Here is a 24,580-nt window from a genome sequence, read left to right as displayed (position 1 = left end):
AATGCACAAACTCTCCTGGCTGGCTCTCTGCATGGCCCTCAGCGGCTGCAGTCAGCACAGCACCTATCAAAGACCCGAGCTGGCGATCGCCCCCACATGGCAACAGGCAGACGGCGCCCGACTGGCTGCGCAGGCTGGCCCCTGGTGGCGAGAATTTCATGATCCCCAGCTCGACAAATTGGTCGAGGCGGTTCTGGCCGCTAACCCGGACATGCATGTGGCGGCCCTCAAGCTCAAAAGCGCCCGACTGGGCGCCGAGCAGGCCGATACCAACCTCACCCCCTCGGTCAATGGCACTATCGCAGCCAGTGGCAACAAGGATCTGAAAACCGGCAAAGACACCAACAGTCTGGGCCCCTCGCTGAGCCTCAGTTACGAAGTAGATTTGTGGGGCAAGCTTGCCTCGGTGCGAGATCAGGCAAGCTGGGAAGCGGCGGCAAGCGAGCAGGATCTCGCCAGCACCCGACTGCTGCTGATCGGCAATACCCTGGAGCTGTATTGGCAGCTCGGCTATCTCGGCTCTGCCATCACCCTTGGGGAACAGCAGCTGGCCAATCTGATCCGTACCGAGCAGCTGACCCAGACCAAATACCAGGCAGGCGCCATCACTCGGCTCGATCTGGCGCAGGCACGCCAACAGTTGGCCGGAAAACAGGCTGAGCTGGCCTCCCTCAAGGCGCAGCAGGAGCAGGCTCGCAATACCCTGCGTCTGTTGCTGGGCCGCAGCAGCGGGCCGCTGGAGTATGCACCCGCTTCCCTTGCAAAGCAGACCATTCCTGAACTTGCGGTGGGTATTCCGGCCGATGTGCTGGCACGCCGCCCCGATGTCAAAGCGGCCGAATTGCGGCTGCGCAAGACGCTGGCTAAAGGAGACGAGATCCGCACCAGCTTCTACCCCAGCCTGACCCTGACCGGCAGTGCCAGCACCGCATCCGATAGATTGGCGCAGGTGCTGCAAAATCCGGTTGGTACGCTGGGAGCCAGCCTTGCCCTCCCCTTCCTTGAATACAACCGCACCCAGCTCGCCATCGAAAGCTCAGAGCTGGATTACCAGATCGCTGAAACCGAGTTTCGCAAACAGCTCTACACCGCACTGGTAGAGGTGGAAGACAATCTGGCCGCCCGCTACTATGGCCAGCAGCGACTCGATTATCTGCAGGAGCAGCTGAGTTATGCCCAGGAGGCCGAACGACTGGCCAAGGCTCGCTTCCAGGCGGGTGCGACCGGCGTGCAAGCCTGGCTCGATGAGCAGAACCGACTGTGGGATGCCCAGCAGAGCCTGTTGGCCCAGCAAAAAGAGCAGCTCACCACTACTGCCAAAATCTATCGCGCCCTGGGTGGCAGCGATAGCGTGGCGCCCCGATAACGCCTCCCCCCAATATTCCCCACTCTGCCTGTAGAGTGGGGAATACCATCGCCATCGACCGCACCGAATTCCCTCGCCCACACGGCAGACGAACGCCATTGCTCATCATCAGGGGCAGTTACGGCATCCCATCCAATTACATGCATCGGCGACCCAGAATATCCCGGCTATACCTTGCGGCTATCTCTATCCTTCACGCACCCTGACCGGAGATAACGATTACCGGATATTCCATCCGCAGAGAGCTCGGCTTTTGCCGAGCGGCGCCCCGTGAATCGTGAGAGACATATCCGAAGCGCATATCTGCACGACGCATACAAATAGCGATATCACGCAGTTAATCCTGCACGACAAAATTAATCGCAAACAGCGAGGGATATTGAGCAAAGTAACAGTGCGGTGAAACGACGGTAAAAAGGATACAAGCGAGGATGTAGATAGTAGAGCGGCAGAAGGCGGATTGGATAACCACGAGTAAAAAGGCAAAAAATAATGCCGCCCAAGGGCGGCATTATTCAATCTCTGAACCTGACGAATTAGATCAGGAAATCGTTCAGGTCTTTACCCAGTGCTACTTGAGCAGCAATGGCTTTCGGCATACGGCCTTGACCGGTCCAGGTTTTTTCCTGGCCATCTTCTTCGTACTTGTATTTAGCCGGACGCGGAGCACGCTTGCTCTTGGCAGCGCCAGTCGCAGCAGCCGGAGCAGTAGCAGTTGCCAGCAGCTCGCGAGGATCAATACCAGCCTGCTGCAGCATTTCGGTGAATTCATTCAGCTTGCGCTGACGCTCTTCCTGTTCAGCACGCTCCTGTTCAACAGAATCGGCGCGCTCTTGGTAAACCAGGTCAAACTTCTCTTTAGCTTCCAGCAGTTGCTCAAACGGCAGCTCACGAATAGCCGCACGCAAACTGCGAATGTTCAGCAGAACTTTCAGAAACTCGTTCATTATTTCCTCACAAAAAAGTCGGTTACAGGGATACCGTTTCAGAATAGCATGGACAATTCGCGAGAACATACAGTTTTTCTATATTAACGTTCTTTTTTTCTTAAATTTCACCATCAAGATCGAATGCTTGCCACTATCAATAACAAACTGGCTGGAATGCAGATCTTCTGGGTAGAGAGGTGATTACCATCTTGTGTTCAAGAAACATTGGTATTTTAAGACTCATTAATTTCCAGTTCAGCATCCAACAAAACTAACTCTGTAACCTGCTTTTTAAGCCTGAGCGCACATTTCTACCATACGTTCAACATCATGTGACAAAACTACGCCTATCTGTTTAGCAATGAACACATCTAGATCCTGTCCCGTTACCCGATGATGAGGGTGATATCTCAATTGACTATCACCCCATTCAACACGCTCAACAAAATTTATATCAATCAATCAGTTGTGTTCATTACATGACATTTCAAATATGTCGTTCATAGCCCGTTTGACCGACGCATGCGTCCGAAAACAGACCGTTCAGATACTGGTAGTCCAGAAGGTAAAAAATAAAAAAAGCCAGCTGTTTTTAACGGCTGGCTTTCTATGTATCCAAATAGCACTATTTATTTTGGGTTATATTCTTGCCTGATTGGTCAACACCGGTAGTCACAGCCTGTGAAGCAGAGCCAGTTAAAAGGGGCTCGGTTGGATAGAGCTTAAGCGCTTCTGCCCGCATCGCATTGGCTTCCTCTGTACGACCCAATGCATTAAGCGCGATCACCATATTGGCGTATATGTTGGCACGCGGTGTATGGCGTACGAATGCCCGCCCCCATTCCAGATAAGCGGCCAGTTCTGTCTTGTTGTTTGTCTGCAGACCCACCATCAGACGAACCGAGTTCACATCAAATTCAACTCGTGTCAGCCATGCCATAGGATTGATAATCTCCAGCAAGAGCGTCGGCTCCTTATAACCTCCCCGCTCGTATTTGGTGACGACCCAGGCAGTATGAAGGGCTGTCAGCATAAATGGGACAACCAATAGAGGGATAGCTATTGCCATAAATCGGAGCAACAACCAGGGGCGATACTCAATGTCCAACCACGATGGGCTACCGCAACTCACGAAACGGGTTTCTTCAATCTCGGTGTCAACGACATAGATCAGCGTCAGCAACAACCACCACAACACGATTGCATGGTAAAGGGGATATTCCGTCTGAGTATGGAGCAATATCGGTGTCACCAGGGCAAGTAGTGCCATGGCATTTACCCAACGCACCTTCGTCAGGCGCCACAATAATGCGCCCCCCATAATCACCATACCAACCATGGGAGCCACCCCTCCCTCAACAGCCCAATAAAGGAATTCGTTATGGGGATGGTCAAGATTGTACTCAATCTGCACCATAGATGGATTCAGCGCCTTATCAGCCATGTAGTGATGGAGAAAAACAGATTCAAAACTGCCGTATCCCCAACCACTCCATGGTGCTTCGGCAATCAGCTTGGCTGCATAAGGCCAATAAATAGATCGCATACCACCAGATTGATAAATCTCCAACCCGCGCTTTGCTCCTGCCATCCAGTACTGTGATAGCAGGCCTAGGGCTACCGCAAAAATAACCAGCGCCAACATACGCCATAGCAATCGATGGCGATGGAGTTGCGGTATCAATAAAAACAGAGCTAGCAGACCGCCAAGTTGACCCACTCGGGATTGCAAAACAACCAGCAACAGTGTTGCTGATAGAATGACGCCATAGCGCAGAGCCATCAGCAAACGACCACCCTCTCGGCGTAATTCCAGCCAAATAGCAAGGGCAAGACCAGTTGCCATAAAGGTTGCCATCACGTTTGGCTGTTGAAAGATCCCGTAAGGACGATTGGTTTTAGTGTCGTAGCCAATCCAGTTACCGGGTGTCAACAGATAGAACTGTATCAGACCGAGCAAAGCCTCCATCGCGATCGCTATCAGGACGATATAGAGCAAGCGATCACGCTGCAACCGATTGAAGCGCCATTGATAGAGCCCAAATAAAAACAGCAGACCAGCAAAAAGCCCCAATAATCTGGGAATGGCATAATCCCTGAGTGCAAAACCTGGATAGAACATCGGCAGCAGTAGCAAGAGTGCCCCTATCCATAAGCCCGCTTGTAATGGAGAAAAGAGCAGACGCTGGCGTAACGTCACTTGCCACAATCCTAATCCAATAGCCAGCGAGGCAAACACCCATCCCCATGCGTTAAAGGGCAGATATAGCCCTGCTCCTCCCGGGTTGTGCATAAAAAAATGCATCCCCAACAAACAATAGAGCCCACATAAAACCATCATGATTCGCGTTAACGTCACTGCCCAGCTCCTTAGGCCCACCCATCATTGAAAGGTCATACAAGATACAGATAAAAAGAGAGGGGGCTAATTGCCCCCTCTGCTCCCTCAAAAAGATTATGCTTCTTCTGGCCGACGAAAGGCATGACGTACCAGCACAATCGCAACACCCAACATGCCCCCAAGTAAGGTTGCCAATACAACTATCAATGGGCGCTTAGGTTTATCGCGGCTTAGCGGCTCTTCTGGAGCATCAAGATATGAGAACGGTCGAAAGCTGATGCCATCCATTTTCACAGCCTTAAGGCGATCAATCTGTACCTGAAGATCGATAAGCTTGGGTTGATACGCAGTCAGCTCTAGAGTTTTGAGCACATTCAGTTTTTCCTCCAACCCTTTGGTGCCCAAAGTGGGCAAAAAGCGCTCACTGTTATTATAGTTTGTTAATGGGCGTTCAATGCCAGCCGCTTTGGCGATTGAGATTGTTAGTACCAGATTATCGCGCTCATGTTTTAAAGCTCGCTCGGCATCGTCCTTGGTTAATTTAAATCTAGTACTCAAGGCAGCAATTTTGGTTGACTGTTGTTCAGTCAGGTTACTAACCAATTCACGCTGTTGCTTTTCAATAATGAATTGAATGTAGGTTTCCAACAGAGTTAATGCTTGAGTTGAGTTATTTGCGCTGCTCGAGATGATAATACCGGGTCTTTCCCCCTTTTTATCAACGGCCTCGGCAGAGATTAACTCGGACCACTTACGTAACCATAGGCGCTGCGCGGGCTGATCCAACTTAGCTGCTTGGACTTGCTCTTTGAAAAATGAACTGTCCTTCAAAAAATTGCGACGATTCTCATAAGAGTTGAACTGAGCAACAAACTCACCATATACCTGATTTGCATCGGGAAAGTCGCTTATCCCAAACAGGTTGGCCTGGCTGGCTACTCGTAACATAGGACGCAGATCTTCGTTACGTGGTGCCGAGATCACCGCCTTAGCAGACCAAACTTGTGGCGACAATAGGGCATAGGCAATTCCTGCAACGGCAAATACACCAGAAACCAACAATATCAATAATTTTTGGCGCCACAATACCAATACCAGCTCACGTAGATCGATTTCCTTTGGTACAGGTGCTTGCACCCACTGGTTAGGAATAACTGGCGTTTTTTCGCTCATCTCTTCTCTCTTCATTATCAATGTTAAAAATATTACGACAGAGGCACAATTATGGGGCACCGACAAAACAAGGGGCCAGGCGATCCTTATCCGATAGCAGTAAGGGCCACCGCTCAGATAATGGCCATTTTATCGCCAGATTAGGGCTATCCCATCGAATAGCAGTTTCATCACCGGGATGATAATAATCGCTGCATCTGTAAAAAACATCCGCGCTGTCACTTAGCACATAAAAACCGTGCGCAAAACCGGGGGGAATCCAGATAAGCTCGCCGAGTTCTGCATTTAATAGACAACCCAACCATTGCCCGTACGTAGGCGACGTGGGCCGGATATCAACCGCAACATCAAAAATGCTCCCACTGATGACCTGCACCAGTTTACCCTGTGGCCGGCTGTGTTGATAATGCAAACCTCGCAACGTGCCCCCGATCGAACGACTCAGATTGTCTTGCACCAGCGGATAATGGCCACAGTGTTGTTCAAACTCATCTTGACGAAAACACTCGCGAAATTGGCCACGATGATCAGAAAAGGTTGTGGGCGTAAGGATCATAACCTCCGCCAGCGATGTTGTACGATATTGCATTGATAAATCCATGCGAAAAAAAACCGGATGACCGATCGCTTACTGTTTAACTTCCTCGGCTGTAGCTTGACAGCTTCCCTTTCCGCTCGCAAACCCCACTTGAATCACACATCAGATTGCGTGGCGAGCAACTGCAGCAGGTATTGACCATATCCATTTTTTACCAGCGGGTTAGCGAGCGCTCGCAACTGGTCGGCATCGATAAAGTCCTTGGGAAAAGCGATCTCTTCAGGACAAGCGACTTTCAACCCCTGACGGGTCTCGATGGTCTGAATAAAGTTGCTCGCTTCAATCATGCTCTCGTGGGTACCGGTATCAAGCCAAGCATAACCACGGCCCATCATGGCCACCGACAGATTACCTTGTTCCAGGTAGATACGGTTTACATCGGTTATCTCCAGCTCGCCACGGGGCGACGGCGTCAGACTCTTGGCGATCTTGACCACGCTGTTGTCGTAGAAATAGAGGCCGGTTACCGCATAGTTGCTCTTGGGCTCCAGTGGCTTCTCCTCCAGAGAGATCGCGGTGCCCTCTTTATCAAACTCAACCACCCCATAACGCTCGGGGTCATGCACATGGTAGGCAAAGACGGTAGCACCGCTCTCTTTGGCCACTGCCGCCTCCAACTGTTTCTGCAAGTCGTGGCCGTAGAAGATGTTGTCCCCCAACACCAGTGCACAGGGGTCTGAACCGATAAACTCTGCACCCAGAATAAAGGCTTGTGCCAACCCGTCCGGGCTTGGTTGAACCTTGTATTGCAAACTCAGGCCCCACTGACTGCCATCACCTAGCAATTGCTCAAAACGGGGGGTATCTTGCGGCGTGCTGATGATCAAAATATCGCGAATTCCCGCCAGCATCAGGGTGCTGAGAGGATAGTAGATCATCGGCTTGTCATAGATAGGCAACAGCTGCTTGCTCACTGCCATGGTTACCGGATAGAGACGGGTGCCTGAGCCGCCGGCCAGAATAATGCCTTTACGTTTGGTCATGATGCTTGTTTCTTATATAGAGGAAGCATGGCTTTAGGCCACCTTTCCGTTTTATCCCTGGCAGCCAGGGAGGCAGTCACTACATCCCTGGCCAGTAATTTACTTGCCAAGGATCTCGGTCAACATCCGCTCCACACCGACTGTCCACTCCGGCAGCACCAGATCGAAGGTGCGCTGGAATTTGCCGGTATCCATGCGGGAGTTATGGGGGCGTTTGGCCGGGGTAGGGAAGGCGCTGGTCGGCACCGCATTGAGTTGTGTCACCGCCAGTTCAACGCCAGCCTCTCTGGCTTTGGCAAACACCAGCTGGGCGTAGTCAAACCAGGTGGTGGTACCGGAGGCAATCAGATGGTACAGCCCGGCGACCTCGGGTTTGCGCTGCGCCACGCGGAGAGCATGGGCGGTGCAATCGGCCAGCAACTCGGCGCCGGTCGGAGCGCCAAACTGGTCATTGATCACTGACATCTCGCTACGCTCTTTGCCAAAGCGCAGCATGGTCTTGGCAAAATTGGCTCCGCGGGCGGCGTAAACCCAGCTGGTGCGGAAGATCAGGTGACGGGAACAAAGTGCGGCCCCTTGCTCACCCGCAAGCTTGGTTTCGCCATAGACGTTGAGCGGGGCGGTTGCATCGGTTTCCCCCCAGGGGCGCTCACCGCTGCCATCAAATACATAGTCGGTGGAGTAATGCACCAACCAGGCACCCAATGCTTCCGCTTCTTTGGCTATCGCTGCCACGCTGGTCGCGTTGAGCAGCTCGGCAAATTCACGCTCGCTCTCCGCCTTGTCGACTGCGGTGTGGGCCGCAGCGTTGACAATCACATCCGGCTTGACCAGACGTACAGTGTCGGCCACCCCTGCCGGGTTGCTGAAATCGCCGCAATAGTCGGTGGAGTCAAAATCAACGGCAGTGATGCGCCCCAGCGGCGCCAGTGCGCGTTGCAGCTCCCAGCCTACCTGGCCGTTTTTGCCAAACAGCAGAATATGCATCAGGCACGCTCCCCATCATTCTGTTCAATCGAGGAATAGTGTTGCTCAATCCAGGACTGGTAGGCACCGCTCTTGACGTTGCTGACCCACTGCTGGTTATCCAGATACCACTGCACAGTTTTGCGAATACCGGATTCAAAGGTCTCTTGCGGTTGCCAATCCAGCTCTGCGCTCATCTTGGTCGCATCGATGGCATAGCGGCGATCGTGGCCAGGGCGATCCGCCACATAGGTGATTTGCTCACGATAAGAGCCCACCTTCGGCACCATCTCGTCCAGCAGATCGCAGATGGTGTGTACCACCTCCAGATTCTGCTTCTCGTTATGACCGCCGATGTTGTAGGTCTCACCGACCACGCCTGTGGTCGCTACCTTGTAGAGCGCACGCGCGTGATCTTCCACGTAGAGCCAGTCACGGACCTGGTCGCCCTTGCCATAGACAGGTAACGGCTTGCCATCCAGCGCGTTAAGAATGACCAACGGGATCAGCTTCTCGGGGAAGTGGTACGGGCCGTAGTTGTTGGAGCAGTTGGTGACGATGGTCGGCAGACCGTAGGTGCGGCGCCAAGCGCGCACCAGATGGTCGCTGGAAGCCTTGGAGGCAGAATAGGGGCTGCTGGGGGCGTAGGGGGTGGTCTCGGTAAAGAGCGGCAATGGTTCACCGGCAGCCACTTCATCCGGATGAGGCAGATCACCATACACCTCGTCGGTGGAGATATGGTGGAAGCGGAAGGCCGCCTTGCGTACCTCGTCCAGACCGTTCCAGTAAGCGCGAGCCGCTTCCAGCAACATATAGGTGCCGACGATATTGGTCTCGATAAAGTCAGCCGGCCCTGTAATGGAGCGGTCAACATGGCTCTCGGAGGCCAGATGCATCACCGCATCAGGCTGGTGCCGAGCAAACACCCGATCCAGCTCGGCGCGATTGCAAATATCCACCTGCTCAAACACATAACGCTCGCTTGACGATACATCGGCCAAGGATTCCAGATTGCCGGCATAGGTGAGTTTATCGAGATTGATAACGGAATCTTGGGTATCACGGATAATATGGCGCACCACGGCAGAGCCGATAAAACCAGCGCCACCGGTAACGAGAATTCTCAACATATTTAAGCGAGCATTTCTGCGATATAAGACCGACTGACAAGACATGCTTGAAGGCTACACTTTGACAGAGCATTGCCCATGATTAGGACAGAGGATTGCTTCGGCCCAAACAAGCTATTGATGCTCAACATGTTGCCCCTCTGTCCATCTATCTGCGCAGTCATTTACGAAAACAGTATGCATCCCATAAAACACACAGTTTAATGCATCGGCTGATGACTCTCTGAATTAAGAAAATCAATGTCCTCGACCACACCTAGGCTAGGTTCATGCGACAAAGTATTTTTTGCCTGCCACACCAGATCGCAGATCCCGTCGGTAGGATTAAAACCGGTAGGCATACTTAACAGCAGGCTACGAATCTGCTCATGATCAAAGCGGAAACACGCGCTATCGAGCTCGGCCAAAAACGCCCGCAGTTGTGGCCATGGCAACATCGACTCTGAGGCTTTCATGATCCGGGGATGGGCAGTACCCTCAACCTGCTCACCAATTAGCAGCTCTTCAAACAGCTTCTCACCGGGGCGCAAACCGGTGATCTTCACTTCAATATCGCCAGCTGGGTGACTGTCGCTCTTGAGCTTCAGGCCACTCAAGCGGATCATCCGGTGCGCCAAATCAATGATCTTGACCGGCTCACCCATATCCAACACAAACACATCTCCCCCCTGCCCCATGGCACCAGCCTGAAGCACCAGTTGCGATGCCTCAGGAATGGTCATGAAATACCGAATGATGTCGGGGTGGGTCAAGGTCAAGGGGCCACCATCGCGGATTTGCTTGCGAAACAGCGGCACCACTGAGCCCGAAGAGCCCAACACATTACCAAAACGCACCATGCAAAAACGAGTTTGCCGCTGCGCGGCAGCTAACGATTGCAATACCAGTTCGGCCAATCGTTTAGTGGTGCCCATAGTGTTAGTGGGGCGCACCGCCTTATCAGTTGAAATCAACACAAAGGTTTCAACCTTGGCCTTGATGGCTGCCTGCGCGCAGTAAAGGGTGCCAAACACATTATTGCGCACCCCCTCAACCACGTTGTATTCAACCAAAGGGACATGCTTGTATGCCGCGGCATGATAAACCGTCTGTACCTGGAAGGTACTCATCACCGCTTGCAAGCGATGCTGTCGCTGCACAGACCCCAGCAATGGCACTATCTCGACCTGCAACCCTTCTTGTTGACTTATTTCTTGCAGCTCCTTATCTATGGCATACAAGCCATATTCAGACAGCTCAAACAACACCAGCTGCGCGGGTTTGCAACGGATGATCTGGCGACACAATTCAGAGCCGATAGACCCCCCCGCCCCCGTCACCATCACTCGCTTGCCAGATATATTGGCGTTGATCAGCTCTGGGATCGGGGCAACTGCATCACGCCCCAATAAATCCTCAATACTGACCTCTTTAAGCTCATCGATATGAGCATTTCCCTCAACCAGGTCTGCCATACCAGGGATAGAAAGAACCTCACATGGGCACTGTTCAAGTCGATTTATTACCGCTTGCCTGACACTACGCGAGGCACTAGGCATGGCTAACAAGATCTTCTTAATATCAAAGCGCTCAGTCAACTCCTCGATAGCTTCGGTGCTGTAAACGTTCACCCCCTGGATCACTGTTTTAACCAACGCAGGATCATCGTCGACAAACGCCACCGGCAGGTACTCCCGCCCTTGATTCAAGGCCAGTTGTAACTGCCGACCAGAAGATCCTGCACCGTAAATCAGCACCGCCACTCGTTGCTGACCACTGCGCTGTACCAGCGCCCGGAAAAAAAGCCGCACACCACCGACCAGCAATACTGAAAAAGCAAAATAGATCACTGATACGGTTCGAGGAAGTTGCACCTCCATAAAAAATGCAAGCATAACCAAAGACATTGTTGATAGAAGAACGCCCAGTGACACCGTCCACAACACCTTGAAACCGACATAGCGTAATACCGCGCGATACAGCCCTAACCGTATAAAGATTACGATGGTGATCGGCAGCAGTAACCCCAGCATTTGCCAGTGCTGCGCACTCTGCAACGGAATATTTACATCTAGCCGAACCCAATACCCCCCCCAAAAGGCCAAGGTTAGTAAGAACAGATCAGCACAGACACTGATCCCACGTTTATAAGCACGGGGGATAGCCAAGAAAGAGGTCAACATAATGGCGCCATCTCGTTAATAGCGGTGAATAAAATAAGGTGAGGCTACTCGCTGCGATACTATTTCTACCCAACTGCATCACCAGCACCGCTGCCGGTTGCCGTCATGATGATATAACGAAAGTAGCTAGATAATGTGAGGGTATCGATCATCTGCCGATCTGTTGCTGCAAGCAATGCTGGGGTCGACATATCGATGTTTTGCACCTGTGCCAAGCCAGTAATACCCGGTAACACCTCATAAACCCTCAATGCATCACGCTCTTTGATCAGTTCCTCCTGATTAAAGAGATTAGGCCGTGGCCCAACTAGGCTCATCTCACCTTTAAGCACATTGATCAGTTGTGGCAGTTCATCAATTTTAGTTTTTCGTAAAAATGCACCCAGCTTGGTGATAGAACTGCTACTCGCCAAGTGACTTGCCACAGACTGGGTATCGACTGACATAGTACGAAATTTGATCAGCTTAAATGGCTTTTTGTAACGCCCAACCCGTTCTTGTACAAAAATGGGTGAACCTGTGTCAAACAAGCCAATCAGAGTGACTACCAACAAAACAGGCCATAAAAAAAGTAGCCCAAACAACGATGCAATAAAATCGATTAAACGTATCATTTATTTTCACGACTCATTTTTGATTCAAGAAAGGCTTGCGCCGTTTGTTTAAAACCGGCTTGCAACGATTGCGGGGGCATCCAATTCAAGGTTTCTTTGGTATGATGAATATCCACCTGCAACGACCCCGTTAATCTATCGATAACATCCGATTTGTTAAATAGTTTACCTGCCAACTTATAACACCACATCGGAACGGGCAACTGCCAAGCAGACTTACCCAATGCTATTGCCATCTCGTGAACTATCTCTGACGTCGAGAGATCATGATCATCAGAAACAAGAAAAACTTGATTAGCTGCATTAGGATGGTCAATACATGTCACTATCAAATCGACAAGGTTATCTATAGAAACCAGACTTCGTTTGTTTTTGTTAATGCAACCAAACGGCAACGGAATCCCTTTAGAAACGAGCCGAAACAATGAGGCAAAGTTAGCTTTTACACCAGGCCCATAGACTAATGTTGGCCTAATAATCACCACCTCCATCTCTGAACCTTTTACTAGGTCTAATAACTGGACTTCCGCTTCGGATTTTGATAGCCCATAACTATCTTGCGGAAGGCGGTCATCATTCGCAGTGAATGGTTGCCCCTTCCGCGAAGATTCACCATTAACTTTAATACTGCTAATAAATATAAACCGTTTGATACCATTGTACATCGCTTGGCGGGCAAGATTTAGCGCCCCTGCAGTATTAGCCTCACGATATAAAGACAACGGATTTTCTACTTTATCATCCATAATATGAACACGAGCAGCACAGTGGATCACAGCATCACAACCAGCCAAGGCTTGTGAATAATCATCTGTACTGTTAATTTCCGCAGATAAATACGGGTAACCTGAATGCTTGCTAACCGGATCACGGTCAAGCAGTGACAGCTTTTTCCCTTGATAAGTATTGACCAACCACGAACCAAGAAAGCCATTTGAACCGGTTATTAAAATCATTTAAATATTAACCCCATGATTTTTTCTGGATACTTACTCAATATTGATAACCAAGAGCATGGCAAGCCATTGTTTCTGCAGGACTGTATAATTTCTTTGTTCAATAAAATATTAGCAGATAATCCTGAGGTACTTATACCACCCTCTCGCATTTTTACAATTTCATTTTGAAAATACAAAAAATTAACATTGGGAACTGAGAAGGCTCTAACTAAGAAATCGAAATCAGCTGCTATTTTGAAATTCAAACTATATAAACCAATTCTGTTAACCAATTCCTTTTTAAAATAGCATGAGGGATGTGCAGGCATAAACCCTCTTGAAAACCTAGCTTTGTGAAATCCCTTGGATGAATAATGACGTGTTTTCTTGTTTAATGATTTATCATAAAAACCGACATCACCATAAACACCATCGACCTCCTTTATTAAAACAGCTATTTCTTCTATTATTGTATTACTGGCTAAGACATCATCGGAATTCAAAATACCAATAACATCACCTGTTGCCAACTTAATGCCTTTATTCATAGCGTCATACAGCCCATTATCTTTTTCGCTGATATGAATACTGACAATATTTGAATGTTTTTTTACGATTTCATTCGTTTGATCAGTTGAGCCACCGTCAACAATGATATACTCAATGTTTTTATATGTTTGGTTTTCTACAGAGCGAATCGTGTCTTCAATCGTTTTTCCTGAATTGTAACAAACGGTAATAATAGAGACTTTCATTTTAACTCTGCCCATTTAGCCATATAAAAACCAGCCTTTTAAAAAATTTGCCATACCGATTTAAAAATAAACTCAGCGACTACTATCATTATTTTATATCCCCGCATTGCGGGGATAGTTTAATCAAAATTTATTGTACATTTTAGTATGTTTTAATTATAACAGCATCACTCTAGTTAACACCTTCTCCACCAACGTTTTCGCCTTTGCCATATCCTCCGCCTCGACATAACAACGTAATTCAGGGGCATTACCCGAGGGGCGCAGATGGATAACGCAACTATTACTTAATGTCAACCGCAAACCATCTGTAGTATCCACCAATATCAGCTGTGCATCGTTCAAACCAAGCTTCACTAACAAGTCTTGCGGGTCTCTAAGGCCCTCAACCAAAATCGCAAGGCTACGAACAGTGGCAAAATTTTGAATTCTGTCGGAATGGGTATACCGGGCGGGCAAGGCATCTACTAAAGCTGATATAGTGCTCTTATTTGCAGCAGCTAACAGCATCAAAAAAGGTAGCACTGCATCACGGGTTGGCAGGGCTGCCAACGGCTTGCCGTCAAGATCTATATCACTGCCCAACAAGAAGCCACCATTTGCCTCAAAGCCTGCTACGCGGGAATACTGCTTAGCTAACTGAGCAAACTCGGCGATCACATACGGCGAACCAATTTTGGTCAATTGTATCTTGTTAAATCGCCCACAAGTAGCAATAACAGTATTACTGCTAACTGGGATTGCCAAAGCATCGATGCTTAAAGCAGTAGCACACAACAGCCCCAGAATATCGCCACGCAACCATTGGCCATTTTCATCGGCAACCAAAGGTCGATCTCCATCACCATCGGTAGAGAAAATTGTATCCAGTTGGTATTTGGTAGACCACCGCCTTGCCTTAGCTTTATCTTCTTCACCTACCGCTTCAGTATCGATCGGTACAAACTTATCGCTACGCTCGATACGAACAACCTCTGCCCCCAAAGACTTAAATAATGGAGCATAGAGTTCACGACCGGCGCTGGAATGCTCATAAATACCAATACGCTTACCCGCCAACATATCTGCAGCAAACAAAGAGGTATAACGAGCACAATAATTTTCGGCTGCCCGTAGGCTGGCAATCAACTCAGGTAACACAGGCAAGGAATCAAACTCAACCTCAGCCGCCAAAATCGCTAATTCATCAGCCTTGGTTATCTCGCCATCAGGTCGATAGAATTTCAGACCATTACGATCAAACGGAATATGGCTGCCCGTGACCATGATGCACGGCATTTTATCTTGCATCGCTTGATAAGCCAATGCCGGAGTCGGGATCACCCCATAATAAATAGGCTCAATCCCAGCTTGTAGTAATGCAGCAGCGCAGGCCTGCGCCATGGCATAACTGCTGGGGCGGTTATCAATAGCCAACGCCAGTTGCTTGGGCGCAAATTCTGTGCGCAATATGGCAACAAAAGCATGCGCGAAAGCAGCACATACTTCGGGGGTAAAATCGACAACCAAGCCACGGGCACCGCTGGTGCCAAATTGCACACCACTCGCACCAATTACATTTTTTGTATTAAGCATCAGCCACCATCCAAATAGTGCAAATATCAATCAATAACCCACTCCTGTTGAAGGAATACGCACGATGTCATCTTCTGCCAGATAAATACCTGTGCGCACCTCGATAATTTCTAACGGGATCTTGCCGGGATTTTCAATAGCATGTGCCACTCCGACAGGAATGTAGGTAGATTCATTCTCTGAAATCAGAAACGTTTCATCACCACGGGTAACACGCGCCGTGCCAGAAACAATGATCCAGTGCTCGGCGCGGTGATAATGAATTTGCACTGCTGTTTTCTGACCGGGTTTAACCATCACCTGCTTGACGTGATAACGCAGCCCATCCGCAATAGCATCATGACTACCCCAAGGGCGGAATACTTCTCTATGTTGCAACTGCTCGGAGCGACCCGCCTGCTTGAGCTGAGCCACGATTCCCTTGACCTCCTGGACCCGCTCTTTATGAGCTACCAGGACCGCATCCTTGGTTTCTACCACCACCAGATCTTCGACACCAACCGCAGTCGTCAGTCGATGTTGTGAATAAATCAGGCTATTGCGCGTAGCTTCGGTCAATACATCCCCACGCAGCACATTGCCTTGCTCATCCTTGGCACTCACTTCCCACAGCGCAGACCAAGAGCCAACATCACTCCAACTGGCATCCAGCGGCATGACGACGGCTTGTCGAGTTTTCTCCATCACGGCATAGTCGATAGAATTATCCGGACAAGCACAAAAGGCCGCCTCAGCCAGACGGATAAAGTCAAGGTCATCCTGAGCCAGTTCCAAAGACTGCTTGCATGCATCCACCATTTGCGGGCAAAACTGACGGAGTTCGTTCAAGTAGGCCGAAGCCTTGAACAGGAACATACCGCTGTTCCATAAATAGCGACCATCCGCCAGGTAGGCGCAAGCAACATCGAAATCGGGTTTTTCAACAAAGGCAGCCACAGTGGAAGCCCCCTGCTCAACCGCGTCACCACGCAAGATATAGCCATATCCGGTTTCAGGTGAGGTTGGCACTATGCCAAAAGTCACCAGCTTTCCCTCTTCGGCCAGGGGCATGGCAGCCTGTACGGCATGGCAAAATTCCGAGGTATTCTGGATAACGTGATCAGCAGCCAGCACGAGCAGCAGCGGATCTTGTCCCTGCGCTTGGGCATGCAAGGCCGCAATAGCCACAGCAGGAGCCGTATTACGCCCGACAGGTTCCAGCGCTATGCCGCCATGGGGAAGATTGGCCTTACGTAGCTGCTCAGCCACGATAAAACGGTGCTCTTGGTTACAGATGATGAAGGCAGGCTGATGTTCAAGAGAAGCGATACGCTGCAATGTCTCCTGCAACATGGTTGCATCGCCATTCAACGGCAAAAACTGTTTGGGGAAAAGGGTACGGGAGAGAGGCCACAAGCGGGAGCCCGATCCCCCAGCCATGATGACGGGTAATAACATCAAGCTAGATCCTATTTACAAAATAATCTTTGGTATGTTGATGAACATCGCTGGCTGAGAGCAACTCCTCTACGGTGAACCAGCGGTAAAGATCGTGTTGTGCCAGCGGCAGTGCCATCAAATTTTCCTGCCACTGAACTTCATGACCCAGCACCACATAGTGAGTGGAAAATCCCTCGCCAGAAAAATTGTCATCGTAGAAGTGCTCATAGGGCCCGAGGAAGCGGGAACTCGACATGGCCACATGATGGCCGAGTTCTTCATCGGTTAGCCGCCAGAATGCATCAGCCAGTCGCTCATCCTTACGAACACGTCCACCGGGTACAAACCAGAACCCTTGAGCCGGCCGATTGACACGCCGTCCCAGCAGTACTTGGCCTTGTCCATTGCGAACGACAAGATCAATAGAGATTAATGGGGCAGATGCCACGACCTGCCCGAAAGTCTCCTTATCCAGCCGATGGCTCTGCTTATTTTCGAAAGTCATCCTGATGCTCCAGGAACCAGCGATAAGTCATCGTCAGCCCCTCTTTCAGATCGATGCGATAGCGCCAGCCCAGCTCGGAGAGGCGGGCCACGTCCATCAGCTTGCGAGGTGTACCATCGGGTTTACTGGCATCGAAGACCACCTGGCCGGTGTATCCCACCACCTCAGCCATAGTCTCTGCCATCTCACGGATGGTGCAATCGACCCCGGTTCCCACATTGATATGGGAGAGCATGGGCTGGGTATGAGCTTGATAGATATCTGTCTGGAGTTCCATCACATGGACACTGGCTGCGGCCATGTCATCCACATGGAGGAACTCCCGCATCGGCGCACCGGTGCCCCACACCACGACCTCGCTCGCACCTTGCAGCTTGGCCTCGTGGAAACGGCGCATCAGGGCGGGAATCACGTGGGAGTTTTCAGGATGAAAGTTGTCGTTATCGCCGTACAGGTTGGTTGGCATCACACTGCGATAGTCACGTCCATATTGCCGGTTGTAGGACTCACACAACTTGATGCCCGCAATCTTGGCAATCGCATAAGGCTCATTGGTGGCTTCCAGTATGCCAGTCAACAATGCCACTTCGGCCATCGGCTGTTCGGCCAGCTTGGGATAGATGCAGGAAGATCCCAAAAATAATAACTTCTGCACACCCGCCAAGTGAGCCGCATTGATAATGTTGCACTCCATGACCAAGTTCTCATAAATAAACTCGGCTGGATAAGTGCTATTCGCGTGGATGCCCCCCACCTTGGCCGCGGCGAGATATACCTCCTCGATCGCCTCGGTGGCAAAAAAACGTTCAACTGCATCCTGGCGGGTGAGATCAAGCTCGTTTCGGGAACGGACGATCAACTCCACATCATCGCGATCAGCCAGTTGACGGCAGATGGCCGAGCCGACCATCCCCCTGTGTCCTGCGACAAAGACACGTTTCTTGCTCATAGGATCAGTTCTCCACCGACAGGGATACATCGAAGCCATTGGCCTTGAGCAGGGCATGCTGTTTGGCCTTGTCGAGGTCCGCAGCCACCATCTCGGCACACATCTCCTCGACGGTGATCTCCGGCACCCACCCCAGCTTGCTCTTGGCTTTAGTCGGGTCCCCAAGCAGAGTTTCCACTTCCGCCGGACGGAAGTAGCGGGGATCGACACGAACAATCACATCACCCACCGCTACGCCCGGCGCATTGTCACCGCTTACTGCCGCCACGGTTGCAATCTCATTCACACCTTCACCGCTAAACGCCAGCTCGATACCCGCCTCAAGAGCTGACATACGCACAAATTCACGCACAGAAATTTGCTTGCCAGTCGCAATAACGAAATCCTCGGCCTGCGCTTGCTGCAACATCATCCACTGCATGCGGACATAATCCTTGGCATGACCCCAATCACGCAGTGCATCCATATTCCCTAACTGCAGACATTTCTCAAGTCCTTGGGCAATATTGGCAATGGCACGGGTGATCTTGCGTGTTACAAAGGTCTCACCGCGACGTGGTGACTCGTGGTTGAACAAGATGCCATTACAGGCATACATGCCGTAGGACTCGCGATAGTTGACGGTGATCCAGTAGGCATACATCTTGGCGACGGCATAAGGCGAACGCGGATAGAAAGGAGTGGTTTCCTTCTGAGGGATTTCCTGCACCAAGCCATAAAGTTCTGATGTTGAGGCTTGATAAAAACGGGTTTTCTTTTCAAGACCACAAATCCGAATGGCCTCAAGCAGGCGCAGAGTGCCCATTGCATCCACATCAGCGGTGTATTCGGGCGATTCGAAAGAAACGGCAACGTGGGACTGAGCACCAAGGTTATAGATCTCATCCGGCTGAATCTCGCGCACCAGACGAACCAGATTGGATGTATCGGTCAGGTCACCATAGTGAAGCTTGAGATGCCCATTCGAACGGCTTATGACTTCATCAATTCGCTGTGTATTGTAAAGAGAAGCTCGACGAACAATGCCATGAACCTCATACCCTTTTTCGATCAAAAGCTCAGCCAAGTAAGAACCGTCTTGACCTGTAACCCCGCTAATAAGTGCAACTTTATTCATTTTCTTTCCTTACTTTAGAACTGTTTTAAGATCATCGATAAATCGCCCAAAGAAATCTACTTTAGGTGAATTTATAATATGAGGGAATTCATCTTCGATAAGATGTCTCGACAAATCACTAGCACTATTGGCCTTGAAAAAACATACATTGTCACTTGCCTGCTCGTGATGCACTGGTATATCAGAAAGAATCATCATCTTATTAAATGATTTTGCTTCTTCAACTGAAGAGCTCCAGCCTTCAAACAAGGAAGGATTCAATACCGCCACAGAATTTATAAACAGTTGGCGCATATCTGACTCAGAAACAAAACCCAGAACTTTGTAATCATCAGTAACGTTACGTTCGTTAATCAGTTCAGCTACAGATTCATATGTATCAGAGCTCGTGCTTCCAACAGAAACTATCTGTACAGGAACAGAGTCATTCCGCCTTAATATAGATAACGCCTCGACAACAATTCTATGATTTTTATGAGGCCAGTATTGATTTGGCATAAAAACATATTTATCCCGCAATCCATACTTACTCTTAATCTCAACATCAGGGTGAGCATTTATCATCGATTCAAGAGCAAATCTAACCACCCCTATTTTTTCAGGATTGCCAACCCTATAAAAATCAACAAATGTATTTTTAGTATCTTGACTACTGACGATAATGCGGTCTCTAAGCAGAGACTGAAGATAGAAACCGATATTCCTCTTCACTCTAGAAAACAGAGAAAAATACTGTGGCAAAAATATATGCTGGAGATCAGGAACCCAGCCAATGCATTGTAACTTGGTTCGCCATCCATAGAAAGATGCGTTTTCAATGACCACATCAAGTTCGTGCTTTGCAGCTAAACGTTCAAATTTATAATCCACGCCCCAGATTAGGGACAACAACAATGACGATATTGACTGTTTTGTTGAGTGAATATCGACAACGGATACATTATGGCACTGCTCAAACTGAGATTTTATATCAACTAATGTACCACGCGGAAGAAATACGACCAACTTTATATCTTCTTCCATCTTCGACAATGCCTGGCATAATCGAAGATAATAATTTACGCCGCCCATCCACACCTTATAATCTGGACAGAATATCCCGATGCATTTTTTCTTAACGTTGTGAGTCAAGGTACCACCTAACATATTCTTGAATGCCACGATTAACATCTACATTTGCAGAAAAGCCTAAGCAATGCATTTTATGTATATTGGCCACAAGTGATTCAGGGTCTCCCTTTCTCACTTGGCCATTAAAGTGAAGCCTTGCATCAATAGCCATTGCGTCAATAATAGTCTGAGCAATATCTTTTACTGTGGTACCTTTTCCTGTTCCAACATTGATTATTCTCTCAGATGAATGACTAAACGCAAATGCAGAAATTATAGATGTGATATCTTCAATATTAATCCAATCTCTAATTTCATTTCCTGTGCCAAAAACCTCAATATCACATTTGCCATTTGCGTTAGATAATCTATTGCAGAAATCCCATAAAAATTGTTTCTTAAGACCAGGACCATATACAGAGAACAATCTTGCTATTCTCACATCCATATTAAAACGCTGATTATATGTCAACGCAAGATCTTCAACAATGATTTTATGACGCCCATAATTTGAAATTGGGCTAAGAACAGATTCCTCAACAAGAAGACTGTTATCTTCATTTGCTCCATAAACTGCAGCACTTGATGCAATAATAATCGTAGCGTTTGGATGTCGAACTCTGGACCATTCAAGAAGCTCAAGGGTGGATGACACTGTATTGTTAAAACTGGAGTAATTATTCTCTTCAGCTTTCGCCACTGAAGCTCCACCAGCAAAATGAAATACATAATCATATGGTGTACTATTATCTAGCGACAACTTTTCCAACTCAGTGAGCTTTATTTCAATATTTTTCTTTCTCGTTGAGATCTGGCTTTGCTTTCCATCACTGCAAGAAGAACTCCGTCCAATCCCATAGACATCATGCCCATCATTAAGTAACTTATCAAATAGCTTTGAGCCAATAAAACCAAAACACCCTGTTATTAGTATTTTTGCCATGCCCCCCCCTAATAAATACTTGATAGTAATCGATTGGCTAAAATTGATGCCAGCAGCGGATTATACACTTGACGATCTAGTTGTGCTTTATACTCTTTTTCTGATGGAAAAAGAGTCTCATCTACATCTGAAAAGCATTTTGTCCATTGGTTTGTTTTAAAATCAAAACGCTTAATTACCTTCGCCGGATTACCAACTACCATAGAAAATGGAGGAATATCATTGAGCACAACAGCGTGAGCACCGATAATCGAGCCGCGCCCTATCGTCACATTACCTACCACACTACTCCCATAACCAAAAAAACAATTATCTCCCACCTGAATTGTATTATTCTCTGTTACACCGGTAGAGAAATAGGGGCGGTATACATCATCAACTACATGGGTGGCACCAATAAACGAGCAGTTAGATGCAGTAAGTACATGTGAGCCTATGTGAATTCTCTTCCCTACGGATAAAAAATTGTTCGCCCCCAGGAAAGTCTTATCAGATATTGTTATTTTATAAACCTTACTCTTATCTCTGTTAGATACATTAATCCAAGAACCATGGCATATAACAACATTATCGCCAAAACTAATGTGCCGCCATCCAATTACTCTTGTTGAGGGGGATATCTTACACCGGCCAAAGTATCTGAATCTATATAAAAAACCTAATACCCCTAGATAAATACCGTATAGATTACCAATCAACCAACTCAAAAGCATGTTTTTTTTAATTATTTCTAACACGATTTAAAGCCCTCGCAATCAAATTAACAACATGCTTTGAAATGATAGAAAGTCGTTTCTTTTTAAAGAAGCCAACCAGTTTTCTTTGTTGAACTCTATCAATCTCTATGCTTTGGGGAAAATTTACTATTCCAAGATCCTCAAATATCACTTTTTTATACAAAACATTAGATTTGGCAGCACTGTGGGTTCCTGTAGAATCAAAACCTTCATTATCAACTAATGTAGCTGGAGGATATAAAACCAGGCCCCCTGATTGAAATACGTGATGATACCAGCGAATAGCCCATGAACTAACTTGCCCAGTTAGTTCTTTTTCAAGCATGGTGAAAAATGGAAATGATGAAAAGAAATTGAATTTCTTTTTATCCAAGTCCTGAAGCAAGATTTCATTATTAATAGAAAATGACTGCCAAGCTCTTGACCACGTTCCCCACCCCCATGACGTTGTAATTGGAAGGAAAAAGGCTGACTTATTTCTATCTAAAAATTCATTACCTAAGTAATTATAGCCAGATATTTGCATGACATTTTCTGAATTCTTATATTCTTCAAGAGAGGCTACCATATAATCATAAAAATCAGGTGAAAGCCTTAAATCATCCTCAATAACTATGATGGCATCATATTCAGAAAGAATTTGTGATATCCCACCATATATTGATTTTTTTAAACCAAAATTCGTCTCTCGAATAATAATTTGCGCATACGGCAGTTTTACGTTTGCAATCTGCGCACACTGGTTGACTTTATCAACGTCACTATTATTTCGTGGCCCATCAATAAAAACAAAAACATCATCTAGCTTTCTATTTTTGCAACACAGATAGGACTCTATAGTACCTTGTAGTTTGTCTGGGCGATTAAACGCAAAAAAAACAACAGCACATTTTAATTGGCTATCAGTCATCATTTACAATACTCGCATAGCTTAAATCTTTACAGCCCTAGATAAAATGGGCTCAATGGTTGGTGTAAACCAGAATGGTATAAAATATAAAATATCATTCTGGTCATTATCAACATAATAAAAATATTTTTAAATTTCGATGAGAATTTGTCTGTAGATAGGAATTTCGCCATTATAAATATGGAGCCAAGGTTCAATAGGGACAATACTCTATTACCGATGACAGACAACCCACATGAATAAAAAAACATAAAAATACACATGGATAGAATAAACACCCTTGATATTATTCTAATAAATCTATTTGAGTCATCCTTAAACTCTAAGGAAACATAAAACAACACAAGATAGCACAACACTGAAAATATTGCTTTAATATGTGTGAGATATTCATGTGTTGAGTTTATAAACAAATACCCTTGCGACTGATAATAAAACAAATAATAATCTAACTTGAACATTATATCTGATAAAAATGTTCCGTCCCGTTCTATTAAGCTGGCAGGTTCAAGATCTATTAGACTGAGTTTAACTAGCAATCCAAATAAACACGCCAACACCAATAAAACATAAGCTGTCGATTTATTTAACCTAATTTTAGAAAATACAATCGAAGCAAAAGGTGCTATCACCGCACTGCTATGGAAAAAAATGCTAGAAAAAGATAATGTAAAATAAAACAATCGATACCTGAGACTTAATGCGTACAGTGATAACAAAATTATTGAAGATGCAAAAAAAGCTCTTATAACATCAACCAATTCCCAAATAAAGAAAACAAAGAAAACAAAGAAAACGTACACATAAGGAATATCTTTTTTTAGCTTAAAGGAGAGAAGATATATTATAAAGAGAGGCACCATACTTGAGAAAAAAAGAAATACTTCAAAAGATAATCCTAATGAAGAGAAGAAATATATAATAATTCTCCAACCTATCTCAAAGTCATACCCAAATGTTGATTCGCTTAATGCCTCGGCTATTTTTGAATTTTGATAAAAAAACTTATAGTTGTCTAAATCTAGGCCTAAATCTCTAAATGAGAACCAGACTGATACTATAGCAAAAATAAAAAACCATCCAATCGAACCATTACATTCATGTGATTTCATTTTCCTCATATATATAATGAATCCACTTATTATAATACAAGCAAGTATAAAATTCACATCAATTATTTTATGCAAATGTACATCTCCAAAATGGAAGCTATTATTTACTCATGATTAAAGTTAGATGGACTTAAATACAAGACGAGAGCATGAACAATTTTTTATATTTGGGAAAAGATTACCAGAGATAGCCGCCGCTCATACCTACAAAAAGTAATTGTTTTTTTCGCAGGCTGGTTTATACATGG

Annotated in this window: 22 protein-coding genes; 1 reads left to right on the top strand and 21 read right to left on the bottom strand. The window is 47.2% G+C overall.

The features are described from left to right. Position 1 precedes the first annotated feature (1 nt). Positions 2 to 1,366 carry an efflux transporter outer membrane subunit gene (locus G5253_RS04115; RefSeq protein ID WP_266134459.1) on the top strand — a complete coding sequence of 455 codons (1,365 nt, stop codon included), beginning with the start codon at positions 2 to 4 and terminating at the stop codon, positions 1,364 to 1,366. A 536-nt stretch (positions 1,367 to 1,902) separates the two neighbouring features. Here the strand turns inward: G5253_RS04115 and G5253_RS04110 are convergent. The 21 genes from G5253_RS04110 to G5253_RS04010 form a co-directional block, all read right to left on the bottom strand. Next, positions 1,903 to 2,313 (bottom strand): H-NS family nucleoid-associated regulatory protein, encoded by a 411-nt coding sequence (locus G5253_RS04110; protein WP_005338054.1) that lies wholly within the window; start codon positions 2,311 to 2,313, stop codon positions 1,903 to 1,905. Between the two features lie 607 nt (positions 2,314 to 2,920). Further along, entirely contained in the window at positions 2,921 to 4,636 is a 1,716-nt protein-coding gene (locus G5253_RS04105) for a PglL family O-oligosaccharyltransferase (RefSeq protein WP_266134528.1), read from the bottom strand. Between the two features lie 114 nt (positions 4,637 to 4,750). After that, the gene (locus G5253_RS04100) at positions 4,751 to 5,809 is read right to left on the bottom strand and encodes an LPS O-antigen chain length determinant protein WzzB (RefSeq protein WP_266134460.1); all 1,059 of its coding nucleotides are present in this window, start codon (positions 5,807 to 5,809) and stop codon (positions 4,751 to 4,753) included. A gap of 49 nt (positions 5,810 to 5,858) precedes the next feature. Further along, the gene (rfbC, locus tag G5253_RS04095; protein WP_266134461.1) at positions 5,859 to 6,398 is read right to left on the bottom strand and encodes a dTDP-4-dehydrorhamnose 3,5-epimerase; all 540 of its coding nucleotides are present in this window, start codon (positions 6,396 to 6,398) and stop codon (positions 5,859 to 5,861) included. 104 nt (positions 6,399 to 6,502) lie between these two features. Next, entirely contained in the window at positions 6,503 to 7,390 is an 888-nt protein-coding gene (gene rfbA, locus G5253_RS04090) for a glucose-1-phosphate thymidylyltransferase RfbA (protein ID WP_266134462.1), read from the bottom strand. Positions 7,391 to 7,489: 99 nt separating this feature from the next. Next, a complete protein-coding gene (gene rfbD, locus G5253_RS04085; RefSeq protein WP_216954300.1) occupies positions 7,490 to 8,377 on the bottom strand; it encodes a dTDP-4-dehydrorhamnose reductase in 888 nt (295 codons plus the stop codon). Beyond that, entirely contained in the window at positions 8,377 to 9,483 is a 1,107-nt protein-coding gene (rfbB, locus tag G5253_RS04080; protein ID WP_266134529.1) for a dTDP-glucose 4,6-dehydratase, read from the bottom strand. Before rfbB ends, rfbD begins: the two co-directional genes overlap by 1 nt. A 203-nt stretch (positions 9,484 to 9,686) precedes the next feature. Further along, complete coding sequence (locus G5253_RS04075) at positions 9,687 to 11,648, bottom strand: polysaccharide biosynthesis protein (RefSeq protein WP_266134463.1); 1,962 nt, start codon at positions 11,646 to 11,648, stop codon at positions 9,687 to 9,689. Between the two features lie 65 nt (positions 11,649 to 11,713). Further along, positions 11,714 to 12,262 (bottom strand): sugar transferase, encoded by a 549-nt coding sequence (locus G5253_RS04070; protein WP_266134464.1) that lies wholly within the window; start codon positions 12,260 to 12,262, stop codon positions 11,714 to 11,716. Beyond that, positions 12,259 to 13,218: a UDP-glucose 4-epimerase family protein gene (locus tag G5253_RS04065; protein ID WP_266134465.1), complete on the bottom strand. Its 960-nt coding sequence runs from the start codon at positions 13,216 to 13,218 to the stop codon at positions 12,259 to 12,261. Before G5253_RS04065 ends, G5253_RS04070 begins: the two co-directional genes overlap by 4 nt. Continuing rightward, positions 13,215 to 13,955, bottom strand: a complete 741-nt coding sequence (locus G5253_RS04060; RefSeq protein WP_266134466.1) for a glycosyltransferase family 2 protein — start codon at positions 13,953 to 13,955, stop codon at positions 13,215 to 13,217. Before G5253_RS04060 ends, G5253_RS04065 begins: the two co-directional genes overlap by 4 nt. Positions 13,956 to 14,111: 156 nt before the next feature. Beyond that, positions 14,112 to 15,560 carry a phosphomannomutase gene (locus tag G5253_RS04055; RefSeq protein WP_323137649.1) on the bottom strand — a complete coding sequence of 483 codons (1,449 nt, stop codon included), beginning with the start codon at positions 15,558 to 15,560 and terminating at the stop codon, positions 14,112 to 14,114. Then, on the bottom strand, positions 15,561 to 16,967 hold the full coding sequence (locus G5253_RS04050; RefSeq protein WP_266134467.1) for a mannose-1-phosphate guanylyltransferase/mannose-6-phosphate isomerase: 1,407 nt from the start codon (positions 16,965 to 16,967) through the stop codon (positions 15,561 to 15,563). 4 nt (positions 16,968 to 16,971) lie between these two features. Then, positions 16,972 to 17,454, bottom strand: a complete 483-nt coding sequence (locus G5253_RS04045; RefSeq protein WP_209794902.1) for a GDP-mannose mannosyl hydrolase — start codon at positions 17,452 to 17,454, stop codon at positions 16,972 to 16,974. Next, positions 17,438 to 18,403, bottom strand: a complete 966-nt coding sequence (gene fcl / locus G5253_RS04040; protein WP_266134468.1) for a GDP-L-fucose synthase — start codon at positions 18,401 to 18,403, stop codon at positions 17,438 to 17,440. Before fcl ends, G5253_RS04045 begins: the two co-directional genes overlap by 17 nt. 4 nt (positions 18,404 to 18,407) lie before the next feature. Then, on the bottom strand, positions 18,408 to 19,520 hold the full coding sequence (gene gmd / locus G5253_RS04035) for a GDP-mannose 4,6-dehydratase (protein WP_266134469.1): 1,113 nt from the start codon (positions 19,518 to 19,520) through the stop codon (positions 18,408 to 18,410). Between the two features lie 9 nt (positions 19,521 to 19,529). After that, positions 19,530 to 20,543, bottom strand: coding sequence for a glycosyltransferase (locus G5253_RS04030; RefSeq protein WP_266134470.1), 1,014 nt, complete (start codon positions 20,541 to 20,543; stop codon positions 19,530 to 19,532). A 91-nt stretch (positions 20,544 to 20,634) separates the two neighbouring features. Continuing rightward, positions 20,635 to 21,573, bottom strand: coding sequence for an NAD-dependent epimerase/dehydratase family protein (locus G5253_RS04025; protein WP_266134471.1), 939 nt, complete (start codon positions 21,571 to 21,573; stop codon positions 20,635 to 20,637). Positions 21,574 to 21,581: 8 nt separating this feature from the next. Continuing rightward, a complete protein-coding gene (locus G5253_RS04020; protein ID WP_410170579.1) occupies positions 21,582 to 22,286 on the bottom strand; it encodes an acyltransferase in 705 nt (234 codons plus the stop codon). Between the two features lie 7 nt (positions 22,287 to 22,293). Further along, positions 22,294 to 23,223 (bottom strand): glycosyltransferase, encoded by a 930-nt coding sequence (locus tag G5253_RS04015; protein WP_266134472.1) that lies wholly within the window; start codon positions 23,221 to 23,223, stop codon positions 22,294 to 22,296. 26 nt (positions 23,224 to 23,249) lie between these two features. Beyond that, a complete protein-coding gene (locus tag G5253_RS04010) occupies positions 23,250 to 24,332 on the bottom strand; it encodes an EpsG family protein (RefSeq protein WP_421202722.1) in 1,083 nt (360 codons plus the stop codon). Between the last annotated feature and the right edge of the window lie 248 nt (positions 24,333 to 24,580).

Source organism: Aeromonas sp. 602658 (assembly GCF_049173005.1).
GTDB classification, from domain to species: Bacteria; Pseudomonadota; Gammaproteobacteria; order Enterobacterales; family Aeromonadaceae; genus Aeromonas; species Aeromonas veronii_A.
The sequence above is the reverse complement of the archived record's forward strand: the minus strand, read 5'-3'. Positions and strand labels throughout refer to the sequence as shown.